General features: G+C 61.9%; 12 protein-coding genes and 2 riboswitches. Of the genes, 9 read left to right on the top strand and 3 right to left on the bottom strand.

What is annotated here, in order from left to right; translation table 11 throughout:
• Nucleotides 1-6: 6 nt before the first annotated feature.
• Nucleotides 7-816: an MFS transporter gene (locus I6E51_RS10535; RefSeq protein ID WP_231600024.1), complete on the bottom strand. Its 810-nt coding sequence runs from the start codon at nucleotides 814-816 to the stop codon at nucleotides 7-9.
• Nucleotides 807-916, bottom strand: a riboswitch (TPP riboswitch). Its footprint overlaps the gene before it by 10 nt.
• A gap of 195 nt (nucleotides 917-1,111) precedes the next feature.
• Here I6E51_RS10535 and I6E51_RS10530 point away from each other — a divergent pair.
• The 4 genes from I6E51_RS10530 (at nucleotide 1,112) to I6E51_RS10515 (ending at nucleotide 5,130) form a co-directional block, all read left to right on the top strand.
• Nucleotides 1,112-2,401, top strand: a complete 1,290-nt coding sequence (locus tag I6E51_RS10530) for an iron-containing redox enzyme family protein (protein ID WP_231600023.1) — start codon at nucleotides 1,112-1,114, stop codon at nucleotides 2,399-2,401.
• Nucleotides 2,398-2,604, top strand: coding sequence for a CDGSH iron-sulfur domain-containing protein (locus tag I6E51_RS10525; RefSeq protein WP_197107404.1), 207 nt, complete (start codon nucleotides 2,398-2,400; stop codon nucleotides 2,602-2,604). Before I6E51_RS10530 ends, I6E51_RS10525 begins: the two co-directional genes overlap by 4 nt.
• Nucleotides 2,605-2,625: 21 nt before the next feature.
• Complete coding sequence (locus tag I6E51_RS10520) at nucleotides 2,626-3,015, top strand: PPOX class F420-dependent oxidoreductase (RefSeq protein WP_197107403.1); 390 nt, start codon at nucleotides 2,626-2,628, stop codon at nucleotides 3,013-3,015.
• Nucleotides 3,016-3,468: 453 nt separating this feature from the next.
• Nucleotides 3,469-5,130, top strand: a complete 1,662-nt coding sequence (locus I6E51_RS10515; protein WP_197110287.1) for a VWA domain-containing protein — start codon at nucleotides 3,469-3,471, stop codon at nucleotides 5,128-5,130.
• 89 nt (nucleotides 5,131-5,219) lie between these two features.
• Here I6E51_RS10515 and ctlX read toward each other — a convergent pair whose 3' ends face one another.
• Entirely contained in the window at nucleotides 5,220-6,212 is a 993-nt protein-coding gene (ctlX, locus tag I6E51_RS10510; protein ID WP_197107400.1) for a citrulline utilization hydrolase CtlX, read from the bottom strand.
• A gap of 7 nt (nucleotides 6,213-6,219) precedes the next feature.
• Complete coding sequence (locus I6E51_RS10505) at nucleotides 6,220-7,251, bottom strand: ornithine cyclodeaminase (RefSeq protein WP_197107399.1); 1,032 nt, start codon at nucleotides 7,249-7,251, stop codon at nucleotides 6,220-6,222.
• 131 nt (nucleotides 7,252-7,382) lie between these two features.
• On the opposite strand from I6E51_RS10505, the gene I6E51_RS10500 reads away from it, so the two are divergent.
• From I6E51_RS10500 to I6E51_RS10480, 5 genes are all read left to right on the top strand, one after another.
• Nucleotides 7,383-7,814, top strand: coding sequence for an Lrp/AsnC family transcriptional regulator (locus tag I6E51_RS10500; RefSeq protein WP_197107398.1), 432 nt, complete (start codon nucleotides 7,383-7,385; stop codon nucleotides 7,812-7,814).
• Between the two features lie 151 nt (nucleotides 7,815-7,965).
• A riboswitch (glycine riboswitch) is annotated at nucleotides 7,966-8,087 on the top strand.
• Between the two features lie 139 nt (nucleotides 8,088-8,226).
• Nucleotides 8,227-9,384: a glycine cleavage system aminomethyltransferase GcvT gene (gcvT, locus tag I6E51_RS10495; RefSeq protein WP_197110286.1), complete on the top strand. Its 1,158-nt coding sequence runs from the start codon at nucleotides 8,227-8,229 to the stop codon at nucleotides 9,382-9,384.
• Between the two features lie 2 nt (nucleotides 9,385-9,386).
• A complete protein-coding gene (gcvH, locus tag I6E51_RS10490) occupies nucleotides 9,387-9,758 on the top strand; it encodes a glycine cleavage system protein GcvH (protein ID WP_197110285.1) in 372 nt (123 codons plus the stop codon).
• The gene (gcvP, locus tag I6E51_RS10485; protein WP_197110284.1) at nucleotides 9,758-12,682 is read left to right on the top strand and encodes an aminomethyl-transferring glycine dehydrogenase; all 2,925 of its coding nucleotides are present in this window, start codon (nucleotides 9,758-9,760) and stop codon (nucleotides 12,680-12,682) included. The genes gcvH and gcvP overlap by 1 nt, the downstream gene beginning before the upstream one ends.
• 257 nt (nucleotides 12,683-12,939) lie before the next feature.
• A complete protein-coding gene (locus tag I6E51_RS10480) occupies nucleotides 12,940-14,697 on the top strand; it encodes a VWA domain-containing protein (protein WP_197110283.1) in 1,758 nt (585 codons plus the stop codon).
• Nucleotides 14,698-14,706: the final 9 nt, after the last annotated feature.

Raw genomic sequence — 14,706 nt, 5'->3', positions numbered from 1 at the left:
CTCGCTCTAGGCCATCACCGGAATCGCCATGTTGGTGAGTAGCCAGAGCCCGCTCATCATGATGAACACTTGCCAGAGCGCACGGCGGTGGCGGCCGACGAGAATCTCTTTCAACGGGCTAGTGCGCTGCAATGGACGTTGCCACTGCGGCGACTCTTCGACCCGCGCACGGTAGTAGAACAGCATGGTGAAGGCGAGCAGCGAGCCCAGAATGAAGAGCGTTCGCCAACCCCACTGGCTATAGGCGGCGGCGTCGAGCACGCTCTGCAGCACAAACACCATGCCCGCGATCGAGGCGTTGGCCCAGGGCGACATCCACATGATGAGGCCGCTGACGAGGCCGCGCCGTTCGGGCCGCGACCATTCCATCGCGAGCGGAATGGCGGAGGTGTATTCGCCGCCCAGGAAGATGCCGCCCACAAAACGCAGCAGCAAAATCGCGGCCAGCGTGCCGCTGCCCAGCACCGTGTGATTGGGCACGAGCGCGATCAGCAGCGTCGTGAGAGCGACACCGAGCAGAGCAACTTTCGTGGTTGCCGTTCGCCCGATGCGGTCAGAGATCGATCCGAAGATCGCCGCCCCGATCGGGCGCCCCAGCAGGGTTGCGACGAAGATCAGGCCTGCGTTCCCGACCAGATTGTCCGAGCCAAACAGCTGAGCGGATGCCGGGGCCAGGGCGATGACCGGCAAGAAGATGTCGAACTGGTCGACATAGTTGCCGAAGATGCCGCCGCGCACCGCGCGTCGGGTGCCGAGCGGAGCAGCAGAGTCGGTTGCAGCAACAGAGACAGCGGGGGACGAGCTAGTGGGGCGCATGAGCCGTACTTCCTTCGCCGGCATTACCCGGGAGGTTCAACGGTCGAAGCTGCGTCAGCTTCCTCTCAGCCCTTGCCTGTGGGCTCCCGTGGGGACGTGCAACAACATAGCACTCGCGCGCCGCAGCAGCGCCGGCTCGCGAGCAGCAGTGACCCAACGTGCCGGCTGCTCGACGCCGCGGCATCCACCGGTAGACCTATCAGTTGAGCGTTCTCGGTGAGCTTACTGAGAAATATTTGGGAGCGCGGCAATTGCGTTGACGGCGCCCGAAACGGTTGGCAACATAAGTTCACCAATGAAGCTGAGCGGGCAATCGGGTGCCCGCTCTCAGGGCTTCGACACGATCGGAGAGGTCATGATGCACCCCACGGAGAACTCTCCAGCGCACGAAACCGCACCCCACAACGGCGCAGGTTACGACGCACCCGCAGTAGCCCCCAACACCATTCCAGATGCAGCCAGCGCTCTCTGCGAAAATTGGCACGACGAAGAGATTGAGCCTCGCGGCCCGATCAGCTCGCTGCTCATCGACGCTTTCGCGAGCCAGTCGCCACCTCACACGATCAACGGTCTTGCCGACGAAGTGACCGCGGCTATCGAGAGCGGGCGCGACCTAGTGCGTGATGACGACGTGCAGCTTGCCCTCTACCTTCTTTACGGTCTGTACTACGGCCGCGTCGTCGAAAACGGGGACCAATGGGAATGGCATGTCGATACCATCGCCGCTCGCCTTGAGCTGGAACGAGCGTTCGAAGGCCAGCTCCGACGCCTAGTGCCCACGCCAGAGCTCCCCAACGCAGCGGCAGAAGATGTCGCGAAGGCGCTTTTCGCCCTCACTGCCCCTGATCCGGATGCCGGACCAAGTCTCTCGCGCCACGTCGCGAAGAGTCTTACCCGCGAACAGGCCGTCGAGTTCATGGTGCAGCGCTCCGTGTACACGCTGAAAGAGGCCGATCCACACTCGTGGGCGATCCCGAGACTTACCGGGCGGGCTAAGGCTGCGCTCGTGGAGATCCAGGCGGACGAATACGGCAACGGTCGACGCGAGCGGATGCACTCGGAGTTGTTCGCGCGATCGATGAGGGGCATTGGGCTCGACTCTCGCTACGGCACCTATGTTAATTTCGCCCCGGCCATCACGCTCGCCTCGTTCAACATGATTTCTCTGTTCGGCATGAATCGCCGTCTCCGGGGCGCGATCGCAGGTCATCTGGCGGCATTCGAAATGACATCCTCGATTCCCAACGGGCTCTACGCCCGCGGTTTTCGTCGATTAGGTTTCGGCAAGAACGTCACCGAGTACTTCGACGAACACGTTGAAGCGGATGCCGTTCACGAGCAAATTGCCGCCCGCGACCTCGCCGGCGGGCTTGCCGAGAGCGAGCCGGCCTTGCTCAGCGAGATCTTCTTCGGTGCCCGTGCGTGCCTGCTGATCGACGACTGGGTAGGCGAGCACATCCTCGAGTCGTGGATGGCCGGAGAGTCGTCGCTGCGTAAGCCTTTCCCCTTCGACGCAGTGCTCACCGGTAGGGGCGACGATCCCGCGTCCTCCGCGTCGATCACGAGCGCGGGAGCGGGCCGATGAGTTCGTCAGAGAGTAAAGATGACGTTGAGATAGTGGCCTGCACCAACGGGCCACTGCTCGTCCGCGGCGAGATTGACCTGCGCTCCTCCGACGGTGAAGCTATTGAACAGACACGCACAACGGTTGCTCTTTGTCGGTGTGGGGTCTCGGCGATAAAGCCGTTTTGTGACGGCACTCACAAGCTGATCAACTTCAAGGCGTAGTGCCACGGGGATAATGGGCGCATGACTGCCGCTGACTTTTCCACACTCGCCACCGAGACCTATGTCTCCGTCACTACCTTCCGCAAGTCAGGGGAGCCGGTGTCGACACCGGTGTGGGTGGTCGCCGACCGGGACCGATTGTTCGTCACGACGGCGCCCTCCTCGGGCAAGGTGAAGCGGGTGCGGCACACCCCTCGGGTTGAGGTCACGCCCTGCGATATGCGCGGCAACATTGTCGAAGGAGCCGTTGCGGTGCCGGCAACGGCAGCCGTGCGCGACGACACAGCGACGTTGGATGTCATGGATGCGGCCTTGAAGAAAAAATACGGTGCCAAGTACACCGCGATTCGCCTCGCGCAAAAGGTCCGTGGCACTGCGGGGCAGTCTGTGGCGCTCGAGATTCGGCTCTAGAGTCTGCGGCGACGCGCACATCGCTGGCGGCATCCGTATACGACTCGATGAGTCTCGAATCCGATCCTTTTGACTACGAAGTCACGAAAGCTGGCTAGGTGCGCTTTTGTCGTGGCGGGCGTGAAGTTGTTGTGGTGCGCGATGCAGCTGCCAGCGCTCTGATTGAGCGACGACGCATTGTTGCGCAGGGGCTCGATTGTGCGCGCCTTTGTGGTGACATCGGCAGTTTTCGATCGCATAAGTGAGAAAAGCCTGTGGGTAACCGTTTCACTGACGCGAAATTGTGTCACTATTGTGTAGGCCCCCGAAAGGGGGTCAACTTGTGGTTCCCCCGAAACCATGAGCACCCGTGATCGATGGAGTCCCCCTGTGTCCCGACCTCGCCACCGTTCCAGAACAATTAAATCCTGGTTCCTCCGCGCTAGTACACCCGCCCTCGCAACCCTGCTCACTTTGTCCCTCGCCGGTGGTGGCGCTCTCGTAGCGCTCGCCGCCCAGAACAAGCTCGACGATTTTGTGGCTCAGACTTTCGGATGCCCGAACGCAACCGAACTCGTCGTCGTCACCGATCCCACCATCTCGTCGACCGTCCAAACGGTTGCGAATGCTTTCAACGCTGAGCACGTTGGCCAGTGCCTCTCCGTCAAGATCGTGACGCAGCGCTCCGCTGATACTGCCGCGTTGCTGGCATCTGGCACGTCCACTGGTGCCGACGCCTGGATCCCTGATTCGCCGATCTGGCTCAACCGAGTGGAGAGCACAGCGACTGCTCTCGGCCGCGAAATCCCCAAGATTCAGGAGTGGGATTCGATCGCCTCGAGCCCGCTTGTGCTGGCAACACCGGCCGTGAAGGTCGCGGAGTTCGAAGCGTCAGAGGTGGGCTGGGGTGCAATCCTCGACGGCCGCTACCGCACGTTGCTGCCCGATCCGGAGTCGTCATCAGCGAGCATGATCGCGCTGGCTACGCTCAATGACCTTGCCGCAGACACCGACCCTGCTGACTTCGATCGAGTGCTGATGAATCTGGGGCGCTCGATTCCCGATTCCACGAAGGCAGCGTTCACCGAGCTCCAGATCTCCGACTCCCGCATGGTTGCGCTCGCGACCGAGCGCGAGATTGTGGAACACAACGCGTCAAGCCCTGACGAGCCCCTGGTGGCGCTCTATCCGTCCGAAGGTACCGTCGCCCTCACCTACCCCTTTGTGGTGGTAGATAGCTCGGAAGTCACCGAGCTCGAAGCGTCGCGGATGACGGAAGAAGAGCGCACAGAACTCGCCGAGCTTGAGACCTCCCGCACGAAACTCCTCGAGGAATTTGCTGACCTCGTTCGAGGCTCATCTCAGGTTTTGAACGCCGAAGGCTTCCGCGACAACGCCGGTGAGGGGGAGATCCTCGCGTCCGGTGTCATCGCAGCCCCGGTGGCCACCAAGACCGTCGGAGACACCGACGAACTCGTCGGCATCCTGCGCAACTGGAACGCCCTCAACCTTCGCTCGCGCATCCTCACCGTCGTTGACGTGTCTGGTTCCATGCTTGAGCGGGCCTGGGATGGTCAGCGCCGCATTGAGATGTTCCAAAACTCCGCGGAGGATGCCTTCAGCACTCTCTCGGAGGATGACGAGCTGGGCATGTGGCTCTTCTCCAAGGAGCGAGTCGGCACTGAAGACTGGGAAGACGTCGCGGGCATCCGCTCGATGAATGACCCCGAGCATGTCGAGAGCCTTCAGGCGATCATCGACACACTCCCGTCGCGCATCAACGGCTACACCGGACTCAACGACACCGTTCTGGCTGCGGTGACGCACGTGCGCGAAGACTTCAACCCCGACAAAGTCAACTCGGTGATCCTCATCACCGACGGTCGCAACGAAGACGACAACGGCATCTCCTTGGAGAAACTGGTCGACGAACTGAACGCGATGATCGACAAGAACACCGACGAGCCCGTTCCCGTGGTGCTCGTCGGAATTGGGCCAGACACCGACGTCGAGGCGATGCGAAAGATCGCCCAGGTCACCGGTGGAACGGCCTACCAAGCAAACAACCCCACCGAGCTCAGCAATGTGATGCTCGAGGCGTTGTCACAGCGCGACTGCCGCCCGAACTGCAGTTAGCGAACGCCCAGCACCTGCGGCACCACCGGTGTCGCAGGTTGCTGCGGTCTGCGGCGAAAGCGGAGGGACCCGCTTCCGCCACAGATTGGCTAGGCGCCTGCTGTCGGGGCTGCTTCGGCAGCGCCGGCAGCAGGAACGCCGGCGGCAACATCGGCCGCCATGCGTGAACGACGATCCAAGTGGATACCGGCCACCATGCAGCGCACAGAACCACCAGCCAACTCAATCGTCGGAATATCCAGCGGCACGATCTCGCAACTCGCTTCGATCACCGAGCGCTGAGCCGGCGTGAGGCTCGCGAGCGCCCGGGTAGAGAGTGCCAAGATGCGGCCGTTCGGAGTCTTCAGCTCGAGAGCGTTGCCCGCGAAGTTCGCAATCTGATCAGCCGTGAGGTCGATCAGAGTGCGGCCCGGAGCGGTCAAGCGTTCAGCCATCTCCATCCGGCGGTCTCCCGAGGCGATCAGGTCGAGACCGATCATGGCGAAATCGGTCGCGATGCACATCATGACGTTGGTGTGATAAATCGGCACACCATGGCTATCGCGGGCCTCAAACATCATCGGCTCGTAGCCAAACGAAGCGCAGAACCGCTCTAACGCGAGCGGGTTGGCGCGGTGCGACTCAGCCGCATACGCCACCCGGTTGGTGTGGTCGATGACCATCGCGCCGGTGCCCTCAAGGTAGATGCCGTCGTGTTCCAGGCCGGAATAGTCGACAACATCCTGCACCCGAAAGTCGTGCTTCAACATCTCGATGACATCGGTGCGTCGTTCCGTGCGGCGGTTCGGCGCATACATCGGGTACACGGCAACGCGGCCACCACTGTGTGTCGAGAACCAGTTGTTCGGGAACACGCTGTCGGGGCGCGTGCTCTCCTCATCCTCGAACACGTGGATGTTCACGCCCGCGTCACGCAACGTCTCGGCCACCTGGGTGGATTCGTCGTACGCGGCGCGAGCGATCTCATCCGGGGTTCGGCTGGGATCCGTTGACTGGAAGGCATTGTCGCCCGCAGTTTGGCTATTCGGTGTGAACCGGTGAGGGCGGATGAGAACAGCGGCCGTCGGGGCTTGAACGCTCACCGGTGGTTTATGCGGTCAGCGCAGGAACGCGCGATACGAGCGAGAACAGGTCCTTGGGGTCTGCCGGGTCGGCAATGAGGTCAAGGTCGGTGGCGTAGTCGGTGTCGCGCACGGCATCGAAGACATAGCGCAGGGCCGAGAAGTCTTCGATTGCGAAGCCAACGGAGTCGAAGAGGGTTACTTCTTCGGCAGACGTGCGGCCAGTTGCGGTCCCAGCGAGCACTTCCCACAGCTCGGTGATGGGGGAGTCAGCTTCAAGCTGCTGGATCTCACCCTCGATGCGGGTCTGCTCCGGGAACTCGACGAACACGGTCGAGTTGCGCACGATGGCCTCTTCGAGCTCTGTCTTGCCCGGGCAGTCTCCGCCAATGGCGTTGAGGTGCATTCCGGGTTCGATCATGTCGGCGGTGAGAATCGTCGCGTTCTTCTTGTCTGCGGTGCAGGTCGTGACGATGTCGGCGCCCGCAACAGCGTCTGCTGCTGAGGTTGCGCGCACGATGTCGAAACCGAGTGGCTCAACGTTGCGAATGAACTTGTCCATCGCAGCGGGGTCGGTGTCCCAGACGCGCAGGCTCGTGATGCCGAGGCCGGCGCGGAAGCCGAGTGCCTGGAACTCCGACTGAGTGCCGGTGCCGATGAGGGCGAGAACGCTCGAGTCGGGGCGAGCCAAGGCGCGCGCCGCCATGACGGAGGTCGCAGAGGTGCGCAATGCCGTGAGCAGGGTCATCTCCGAGAAGAACGTGGGGTAGCCGTTGTCGACGCGAGCGAGCATGCCGAGCGCGGTGACGGTCTGGAAGCCCAGTGCAGGGTTGGAAGGGTGGCCGTTGACGTACTTAAAGCCGTACGTTTCGCCATCGCTCGTCGGCATCAATTCGATGACGCCTTCGGGGGAGTGGGCGGCAACGCGAGGTGACTTGTCGAACTGGGGCCACTTGGCATAATCCTGTTCGAGGTAACCCACGATGCCCATAATGATCGGCTCGATGCCGGTGTCGGCAATCCAGCGGCGCATGTTGTTGACGTCTACGTAGTGAACCATGGTCACTCCTTTCGTTGCGGTATTAGAGCTTCCTACGTTACGAATATGCACTATGTACCTACAACTCCCAGTCAACCCTATTTCCGGCCAATAACTATGCATAATGGGAGGCAGAATTGTACAATTTGTTCATGTCTGACTTAGATGACCTTGATCGCCGCCTGTTAGCCGCCCTTCGAGCTGATGCGCGCGAGTCAGTGGCGAGCCTCTCGCGTCGACTTAACGTCACGCGCGCGACCGTCACAAGCCGTATCGATCGCCTCGTGAGCAACGGCACCGTTCTCGGGTTCTCGATCCGCATTAGAGAAGACCGCGACCCTTCTTTCATCCGGGCGATTGCCTTTGTCGAGGTAGAAGGGCGATCGACGGATTCCGTGATCAGCCAGCTGCGCGGTCTGCCCGAGATCCATGAACTCCACACCACCAATGGCGCGTGGGATCTGGTCGCCGACATCCGCACCGACAGCCTGAGCAACTTTGACCGTGTCTTGGCCCGCATGCGCAATGTGGAGGGCGTCGTGAACAGCGAGACCAGTTTGTTGCTCAGCTCAGCACTTCTCTAGCCCGACCGCTGATGCCCATCCGGGCCGCTGCTGTAGACCACCCGAGCACCAGTCGGCCGAAAGGGCACGAATTGCTCGCTCTCGGCGTGCTCATCGGCGCGAGCATCCGCCCCGCATTGCTATGCTGAACTCACAACTGAACATCGGGCCGCAACACGATGCGGGAGAGCCGGGCATCTAGCGCTAGTCAACAGAAATTGGCAGGCGCCAGGCCGGCACCGAAGGAGCAAGCCTCCCCGCCAATCTCTCAGGTTCATGTACCGCATCGCACTTGGCCACTCTGGAAAGAGAACCTCGCATCACCCTGAGGTTCCGCCGACGGTGAAAGCTCGCTAGCGTTTAGCGTGTGAAGCTCTCAGGCTCATCACAGAGGGGGAGTTCTATTCACTAGCCCATGCGCCAGGAGAACTCCGTGACCGATGTATCAAGTTCTGAAGCTTCATCCGCTGAATCTTCGCCCACCGCGGTGAGGTATTCACCGCTGCACAGCATCCATGAGCAACTCGGTGCTGCGTTCACCGATTTCGCTGGCTGGATGATGCCGGTGCGGTACAGCTCCGACCTCGCCGAGCACCATGCCGTGCGCACCGCTGCCGGCATTTTCGACATCTCGCACATGGCCGAGATTCACGTGCGCGGCGCTGACGCTGGCGCGTACCTCGACTACGCGCTCGCGGGCAAGCTCTCAAGCATCGCTCTTGCGCAGGCCAAGTACAGTCTGTTGCTCAACGAAGCAGGCGGCATCATCGATGACCTCGTCACCTACCGCCTCGCTGATGACCACTTCTTGGTTGTCGCCAATGCCGGAAACCGCTTTGCCGCAGCAACAGCGCTCACCGAACGGGCCGTCGGCTTTGAGGTCGCGGTCACCGATGAGAGCGACGACTATGCGCTGATCGCCGTCCAGGGGCCGGTCTCGCGCGCGATCCTCGAGGCGACTGCCGGGCTCACTGACTTCGCGACACCGCTCGACGAACTCAAGTACTACCGCGAAACCGCGGCCACCTTCAACGGCACCGACCTCATCATCGGTCGCACCGGCTACACCGGCGAAGACGGCTTCGAACTGTACATTCACGTGGATGCCGCGGCCGACCTCTGGGCTGCACTCACGGTTGCCGGCGAACCGCTCGGTCTCGTGCCCGCCGGTCTCGCGTGCCGAGACACTCTCCGCCTCGAAGCGGGCATGCCGCTGTATGGACACGAACTCAACCTCGGCACCTTCCCCGTACAAGCTGGCCTCGGCCGCGTTGTCGCGCTCAGCAAGGAAGGTGATTTCGTCGGTCGCAGCGCGATCGAAGCGGGCCCGGATGCCGGCGCTCGCGTTCTCGTCGGTCTCGCCGCCGAGGGCCGTCGCGCCGGTCGCGCTGACTACCTTCTTTTTCACGGTGACACCGAGGTGGGAGTCATCACCTCCGGCGCGCTGTCGCCAACGCTGGGGCACCCGATCGCTATGGCTTACGTCGACTCCGACGTGAGTGAGGTCGGCACCGAGCTTCACATCGATGTGCGGGGCAGTCGCATTGCTGCATCCGTTGTTTCCCTACCCTTCTACAAAAGAGAGGCCTGATCATGGCTGAGAAGAGCGAATTGCAGTACACCGCCGAGCACGAATGGGTGCTGGTCGACGGCACCGTCGCGACGGTCGGAATCACCGACTTCGCGGCAGGCAAACTGGGCGACATCGTCTTCGTTGACCTGCCCAAGGTCGGCGCCACCGTCGCTGAGGGCAAGATCGTCGGCGAGATCGAGTCGACCAAGTCGGTGGGTGAACTCTTTGCTCCCGTTGCGGGAACCGTCGTCGAATCCAACGATGCTGTCGCCGACAGCCCCGAACTCGTCAACAGCGACCCCTTCGGTGAAGGCTGGCTCGTGAAGATCGAATTTACTGAACTCCCGTCGATGCTCAGCCTCGACGAATACACCGCATTGACAGGCGAATAATGCCCAACCCTTTCATCAGCGGCACGTTTGCTGACCGCCACATCGGCACGGATGACGCAGCCCAGGCCAGCATGTTGGCCGCTGTCGGCTACGACAGCCTCGAATCGCTCGTGGATGCCGCGGTTCCGCCCGCCATTCACCAGACTCCGGTCGTGAATTCCACGATCCCGGCTCCCGCCTCTGAGCGTGAGGCGCTCGCCGAACTGCGCGCCCTCGCTGGCGCGAACAAGGTTCGTCGCAGCATGATCGGTCTCGGGTATTACGACACCATTACGCCCGCTGTGATCAAGCGAAACGTGCTCGAGAACCCGAGCTGGTACACGGCATACACGCCGTACCAGCCGGAAATTTCGCAGGGTCGCCTTGAGGCGCTCCTCAACTTCCAGACGATGGTTGCAGACCTTGCAGGCATGACCACGACAAACGCGTCGATGCTCGATGAGGGCACCGCCGCTGTGGAGGGAATGCTTCTTGCGCGCCGTGCGGCTCGCGTGGAGTCGCCCGTGTTCATCGTCGATGCCGACACTTTTCCGCAGACCAAGGCTCTGCTGGCGAACCGCGCGGAGGCTCTCGGAATTGAGCTTGTAGAGCTCGACCTGGCCACGCTCGGTGCGAACCCAGAGCTGCCGGAATGCTTTGGTGCGCTCATCCAGTACCCGGGTGCAACCGGTCGCGTGTGGGATTCCAGCGAGGTTATCGCTGCGGTCAAGGCGCACGGCGGACTCGCTGTTGTTGCTGCCGACCTGCTCGCCCTCACGATGCTGAAGTCGCCAGGAGAACTCGGCGCAGATGTTGCTGTCGGCACCACGCAACGCTTTGGCGTTCCGATGGGCTTCGGCGGACCGCACGCCGGCTACATGTCCGTGCGCAAGGGCCTCGAACGTCAGTTGCCCGGCCGCCTCGTCGGCGTATCTCAGGATGCCGCCGGCGACCCCGCCTACCGCCTGTCGTTGCAGGCGCGTGAGCAGCACATCCGCCGCGAGAAGGCGACCTCCAACATCTGTACTGCACAGGTTTTGTTGGCTGTCATGGCATCCATGTATGCCGTCTATCACGGTCCCCAAGGTCTCAAGCGAATCGCTCAGCGCATTCACCACGACACTGCCAAGTTCGCGGCACGCCTGACCGCCGCGGGCTACACGGTCGAGAACAGCACCTTCTTTGACACCCTCTCGGTGACGAAAAAGGGCCAGGCTCAGGCGATCGCCGCCAAGGCACTCGAGAGTGACATCCTGATTTATGTCGTGGATGCTGACACTGTGCGTGTGAGCTTCGACGAAGTATCGACGCAGCCCTATGGCGGAATGCTCGCCGCACAAGAGAATGATCTCGCCGACGCCTTCGGGCTGGAGGGTGGCTACACGACGCCGCTTGACGACTCCAGCATTCCCGAGGCTCTCAACCGCACGAGCGAGTACCTCACGCACCCGGTCTTCAACACGCACCGCTCGGAGACGAGCATGATGCGCTACCTCAAGTACCTCGCCGACAAGGACTACGCGCTCGACCGCGGCATGATCCCGCTGGGCTCGTGCACGATGAAGCTGAATGCTGCAAGCGAGATGGAAGCGGTGAGCTGGCCGGAATTTGCGGGCATCCACCCCTTCGCTCCTGCCGAAGATGTCTCCGGGTACCTCGTCATGATTTCGCACCTCGAGTCGTGGCTCACCGAGGTCACCGGGTACGACACCGCGTCGTTGCAGCCGAACGCGGGCAGCCAGGGCGAACTCGCGGGGCTCCTCGCGATTCGTGGCTACCACCGTGCGAACGGTAATCCGGAACGCACGATCTGCCTCATCCCGTCGAGTGCTCACGGCACCAACGCCGCCAGCGCGATGCTCGCCGGAATGCGTGTCGTGGTCGTGGCCTGCGATGACCTCGGCAACGTCGACCTCGATGATCTGCGCGCCAAGATCGCTGAGCACGCGAGTGAAATCGCCGCCCTCATGATTACCTACCCCTCGACTCACGGGGTGTACGAGCACGAAGTGCGTGAGATCACGCAGGCTGTGCACGACGCTGGTGGACAGGTGTACGTTGACGGTGCCAACCTCAACGCTCTGCTCGGTTACGCGCGGTTCGGTGACTTTGGCGGCGACGTCAGCCACCTCAACCTGCACAAGACCTTCTGCATCCCGCACGGCGGCGGCGGCCCCGGGGTTGGTCCGGTCGTTGCGAAAGCACACTTGGCCAAGTTCTTGCCTGGCCACCCCATGGCGCAGAGCCAGCATCATCCGGCATTCGATATGCAGACCGGTGCTGCCGGTCCGTATGTTCACGCCGGGGGAGCGGTGAGCGCTGCGCCCTACGGAAGCCCGAGCATCCTGCCCATCACGTGGGCGTACGTGCGCATGATGGGATCGGCCGGCCTCAAGGCGGCAACCGGTGCCGCGGTGCTCTCCGCGAACTACATTGCGGTGCGCCTGCGCGACCATTTCCCCGTGCTCTACGCGGGAGACAACGGCCTCGTTGCTCACGAGTGCATCCTCGATCTGCGTCCGCTCAAGGAGGCGACCGGCATCGACAACAACGATGTCGCCAAGCGCCTCATTGACTACGGTTTCCACGCACCGACGATGTCGTTCCCGGTCTCGGGCACGCTCATGGTCGAGCCCACCGAGAGTGAAGACCTCGCCGAGCTTGATCGCTTCATCGACGCGATGATTGCGATCAAGGAAGAGGCGGATGCCGTCGCGGCCGGAACGTGGCCAGCCGACGACAACCCCCTCATCAATGCTCCGCACACGGCGCATTCGGTGATCGCGGGCGACTGGGATCACTCGTACTCGCGGGAGCAAGCGGTGTATCCGTTGAGCTCCCTCGTGTCGGGCAAGTACTGGCCGCCGGTTCGTCGTGTTGACAACGCGTATGGTGACCGCAATTTGGTCTGCTCGTGCCCTCCGATCGAGGCGTTTGCGCACTAACAAATCGCACTAGTTTCCGTCGCTTCTGAGACGGAAAATGGCGCGTGCAGAACCGATCCAGTTCGGTTCTGCACGCGCCATAAATTTGTCCCCCGAAAGTGGGACACCAGTATTCATCTGGCATCGGCCTCTCCTGTGGAGAAAATTCTTCACTTTGGCTGGATTTTCCCTCTCCGGATGTTGTAATGTGCGTCTGGTGTACGGCGAGTGGTTGACCCGACAACCCCAAATCGCTATTTCACCGACTGGAGACGTTCGTGACCACCCGACGGCATCGACACCGTAAGACCTTTTGGCAGCGGTGGAAGAAACGCTGGTGGCTGGCGCCTATTGCGCTAGTTGCTATTGCTGCGCTCTCGCTCGCTGGCATCCAATTGGGTGCTATTGGATGGATTTCCAACGCTGTTGCGCCTCTCGCTGGCGGCTGCACTGAGACTCGCCCTGTGGTGATTGCGGCTGACCCGTCGATTGCTCCCGCACTGACCATTGTCGCGGCGGAGTTCGATGAGGCTGACGGCAACTGCACCGAGACCGAAGTGCGTTCACTCGTTTCCGCAGACACTGCTGCGCTGTTCGCTTCGGGTGTTGCGGGCGATCTCGATGCGTGGGTTCCCGATTCGGCGGCCTGGCTCGATCGCGTTACGTCGATGGCTGATTCGCTCGGGCGCACTGCCCCCGAGCTCGAGATCACCGACTACGTCGCGAGTACGCCCGTCGTGCTGGCCACATCGGCGTCCCAAGTAGCCAAACTCGGAGACACCCCGCTGTCGTGGGAATCACTGCTCACCGGAACCGTAACGACCCTTGTGCCCGATCCCGAGGCGAATACCGCGAGTCTTGCCGGGCTTGCGCAGCTCCAGTCGGTCTCGTCTGCTGAAGATCCGCGCCAGTTCGCCGGCGCCATGATCGCCATGGGAAAGACAATTCCCCAGACGTCCGAAGAGGCTTTCGGGCTGGCGACTGATGCAACGCTGCCCACCGTTGTCGTGACAACGGAACGCGAAGTTGCCACTTATAACAGTGCGTCAGAGTCCTCGCCCATGATTGCGCTGTATCCGACGGACGGCACGGTCGAATTGACCTACCCCTTCGTTGAGGTCATCAGTGGGGATGAGACAGCGGAGACTTCCGCTTCTGCTACGTCGACGTCTACTACGGCTTCTGCTGCAGTGGCGAGCGAGATAACTGCGGCCGACTCTCCTCAACGGCTTCTGACGGCACTTGCTGCGGCAACGCGCTTGTCCGCTGAAGTCTTGGCCAAGCAGGGGTTCCGCGATGCCGACGGCGGCGGTGACTTGAGGGTGACAGGAGTCCCCGAGACAGCGACCGAAGCGAAGCCGACGGCGGATGCTGCCGTCCAGATCGAGATTCTTCGCTCGTGGAGTGTTCTGACGCTTCGTTCGCGACTTCTCGTTGTCATTGACACTTCAGGTTCCATGCTCGACCCGGCGAGTAACGGCCTGCGCCGCATCGACGTGTTCCAGCTTGCGGCGAGCGAGGCGCTGTCAAAGTTCTCGGGTGAAGCGGAGCTGGGCGTGTGGGCCTTCTCGCAAAACCGTATCGGCACCCAAGACTGGGAACCGCTGTCGCCGATTGCGCCGCTGTCAGATCCCGCTCACGTGTCGCAGATCAACGGCGTCGTCGCATCGTTGCCGGATCGCATTTACGGCTACACGGGGCTCTATGACACCATCTTGGCTGCGGTCAAGGAGGTCAAGGAAGATTACGACCCGTCGAAGATCAACTCGGTTCTGCTCATTACTGATGGCTACAACGAAGATGACAACGGCATCAGCCTGTCGGCGCTTCTGAAAAACCTGAAGGCGATTGACGACCCGAATGAGCCCGTTCCGGTGATCTTGATCGGATTCGGTCCCGACACTGACCTCAAGTCAATGACGGAGATTGCCCAGTCGACGGGTGGTGCAGCGTATTCCGCCGCTGTGCCCGAGGACCTCGGCAAGGTGCTCGTGGATGCCCTGAGTCAACGGTCGTGTCGCCCAAACTGCACGTAGCAGCCGGGG

This window comes from Salinibacterium sp. NSLL17 (assembly GCF_015864935.1).
In the GTDB taxonomy this organism is placed as follows: domain Bacteria; phylum Actinomycetota; class Actinomycetes; order Actinomycetales; family Microbacteriaceae; genus Rhodoglobus.
Note: the sequence above shows the minus strand (reverse complement) of the source record. Positions and strands in the feature narration are given on the sequence as shown.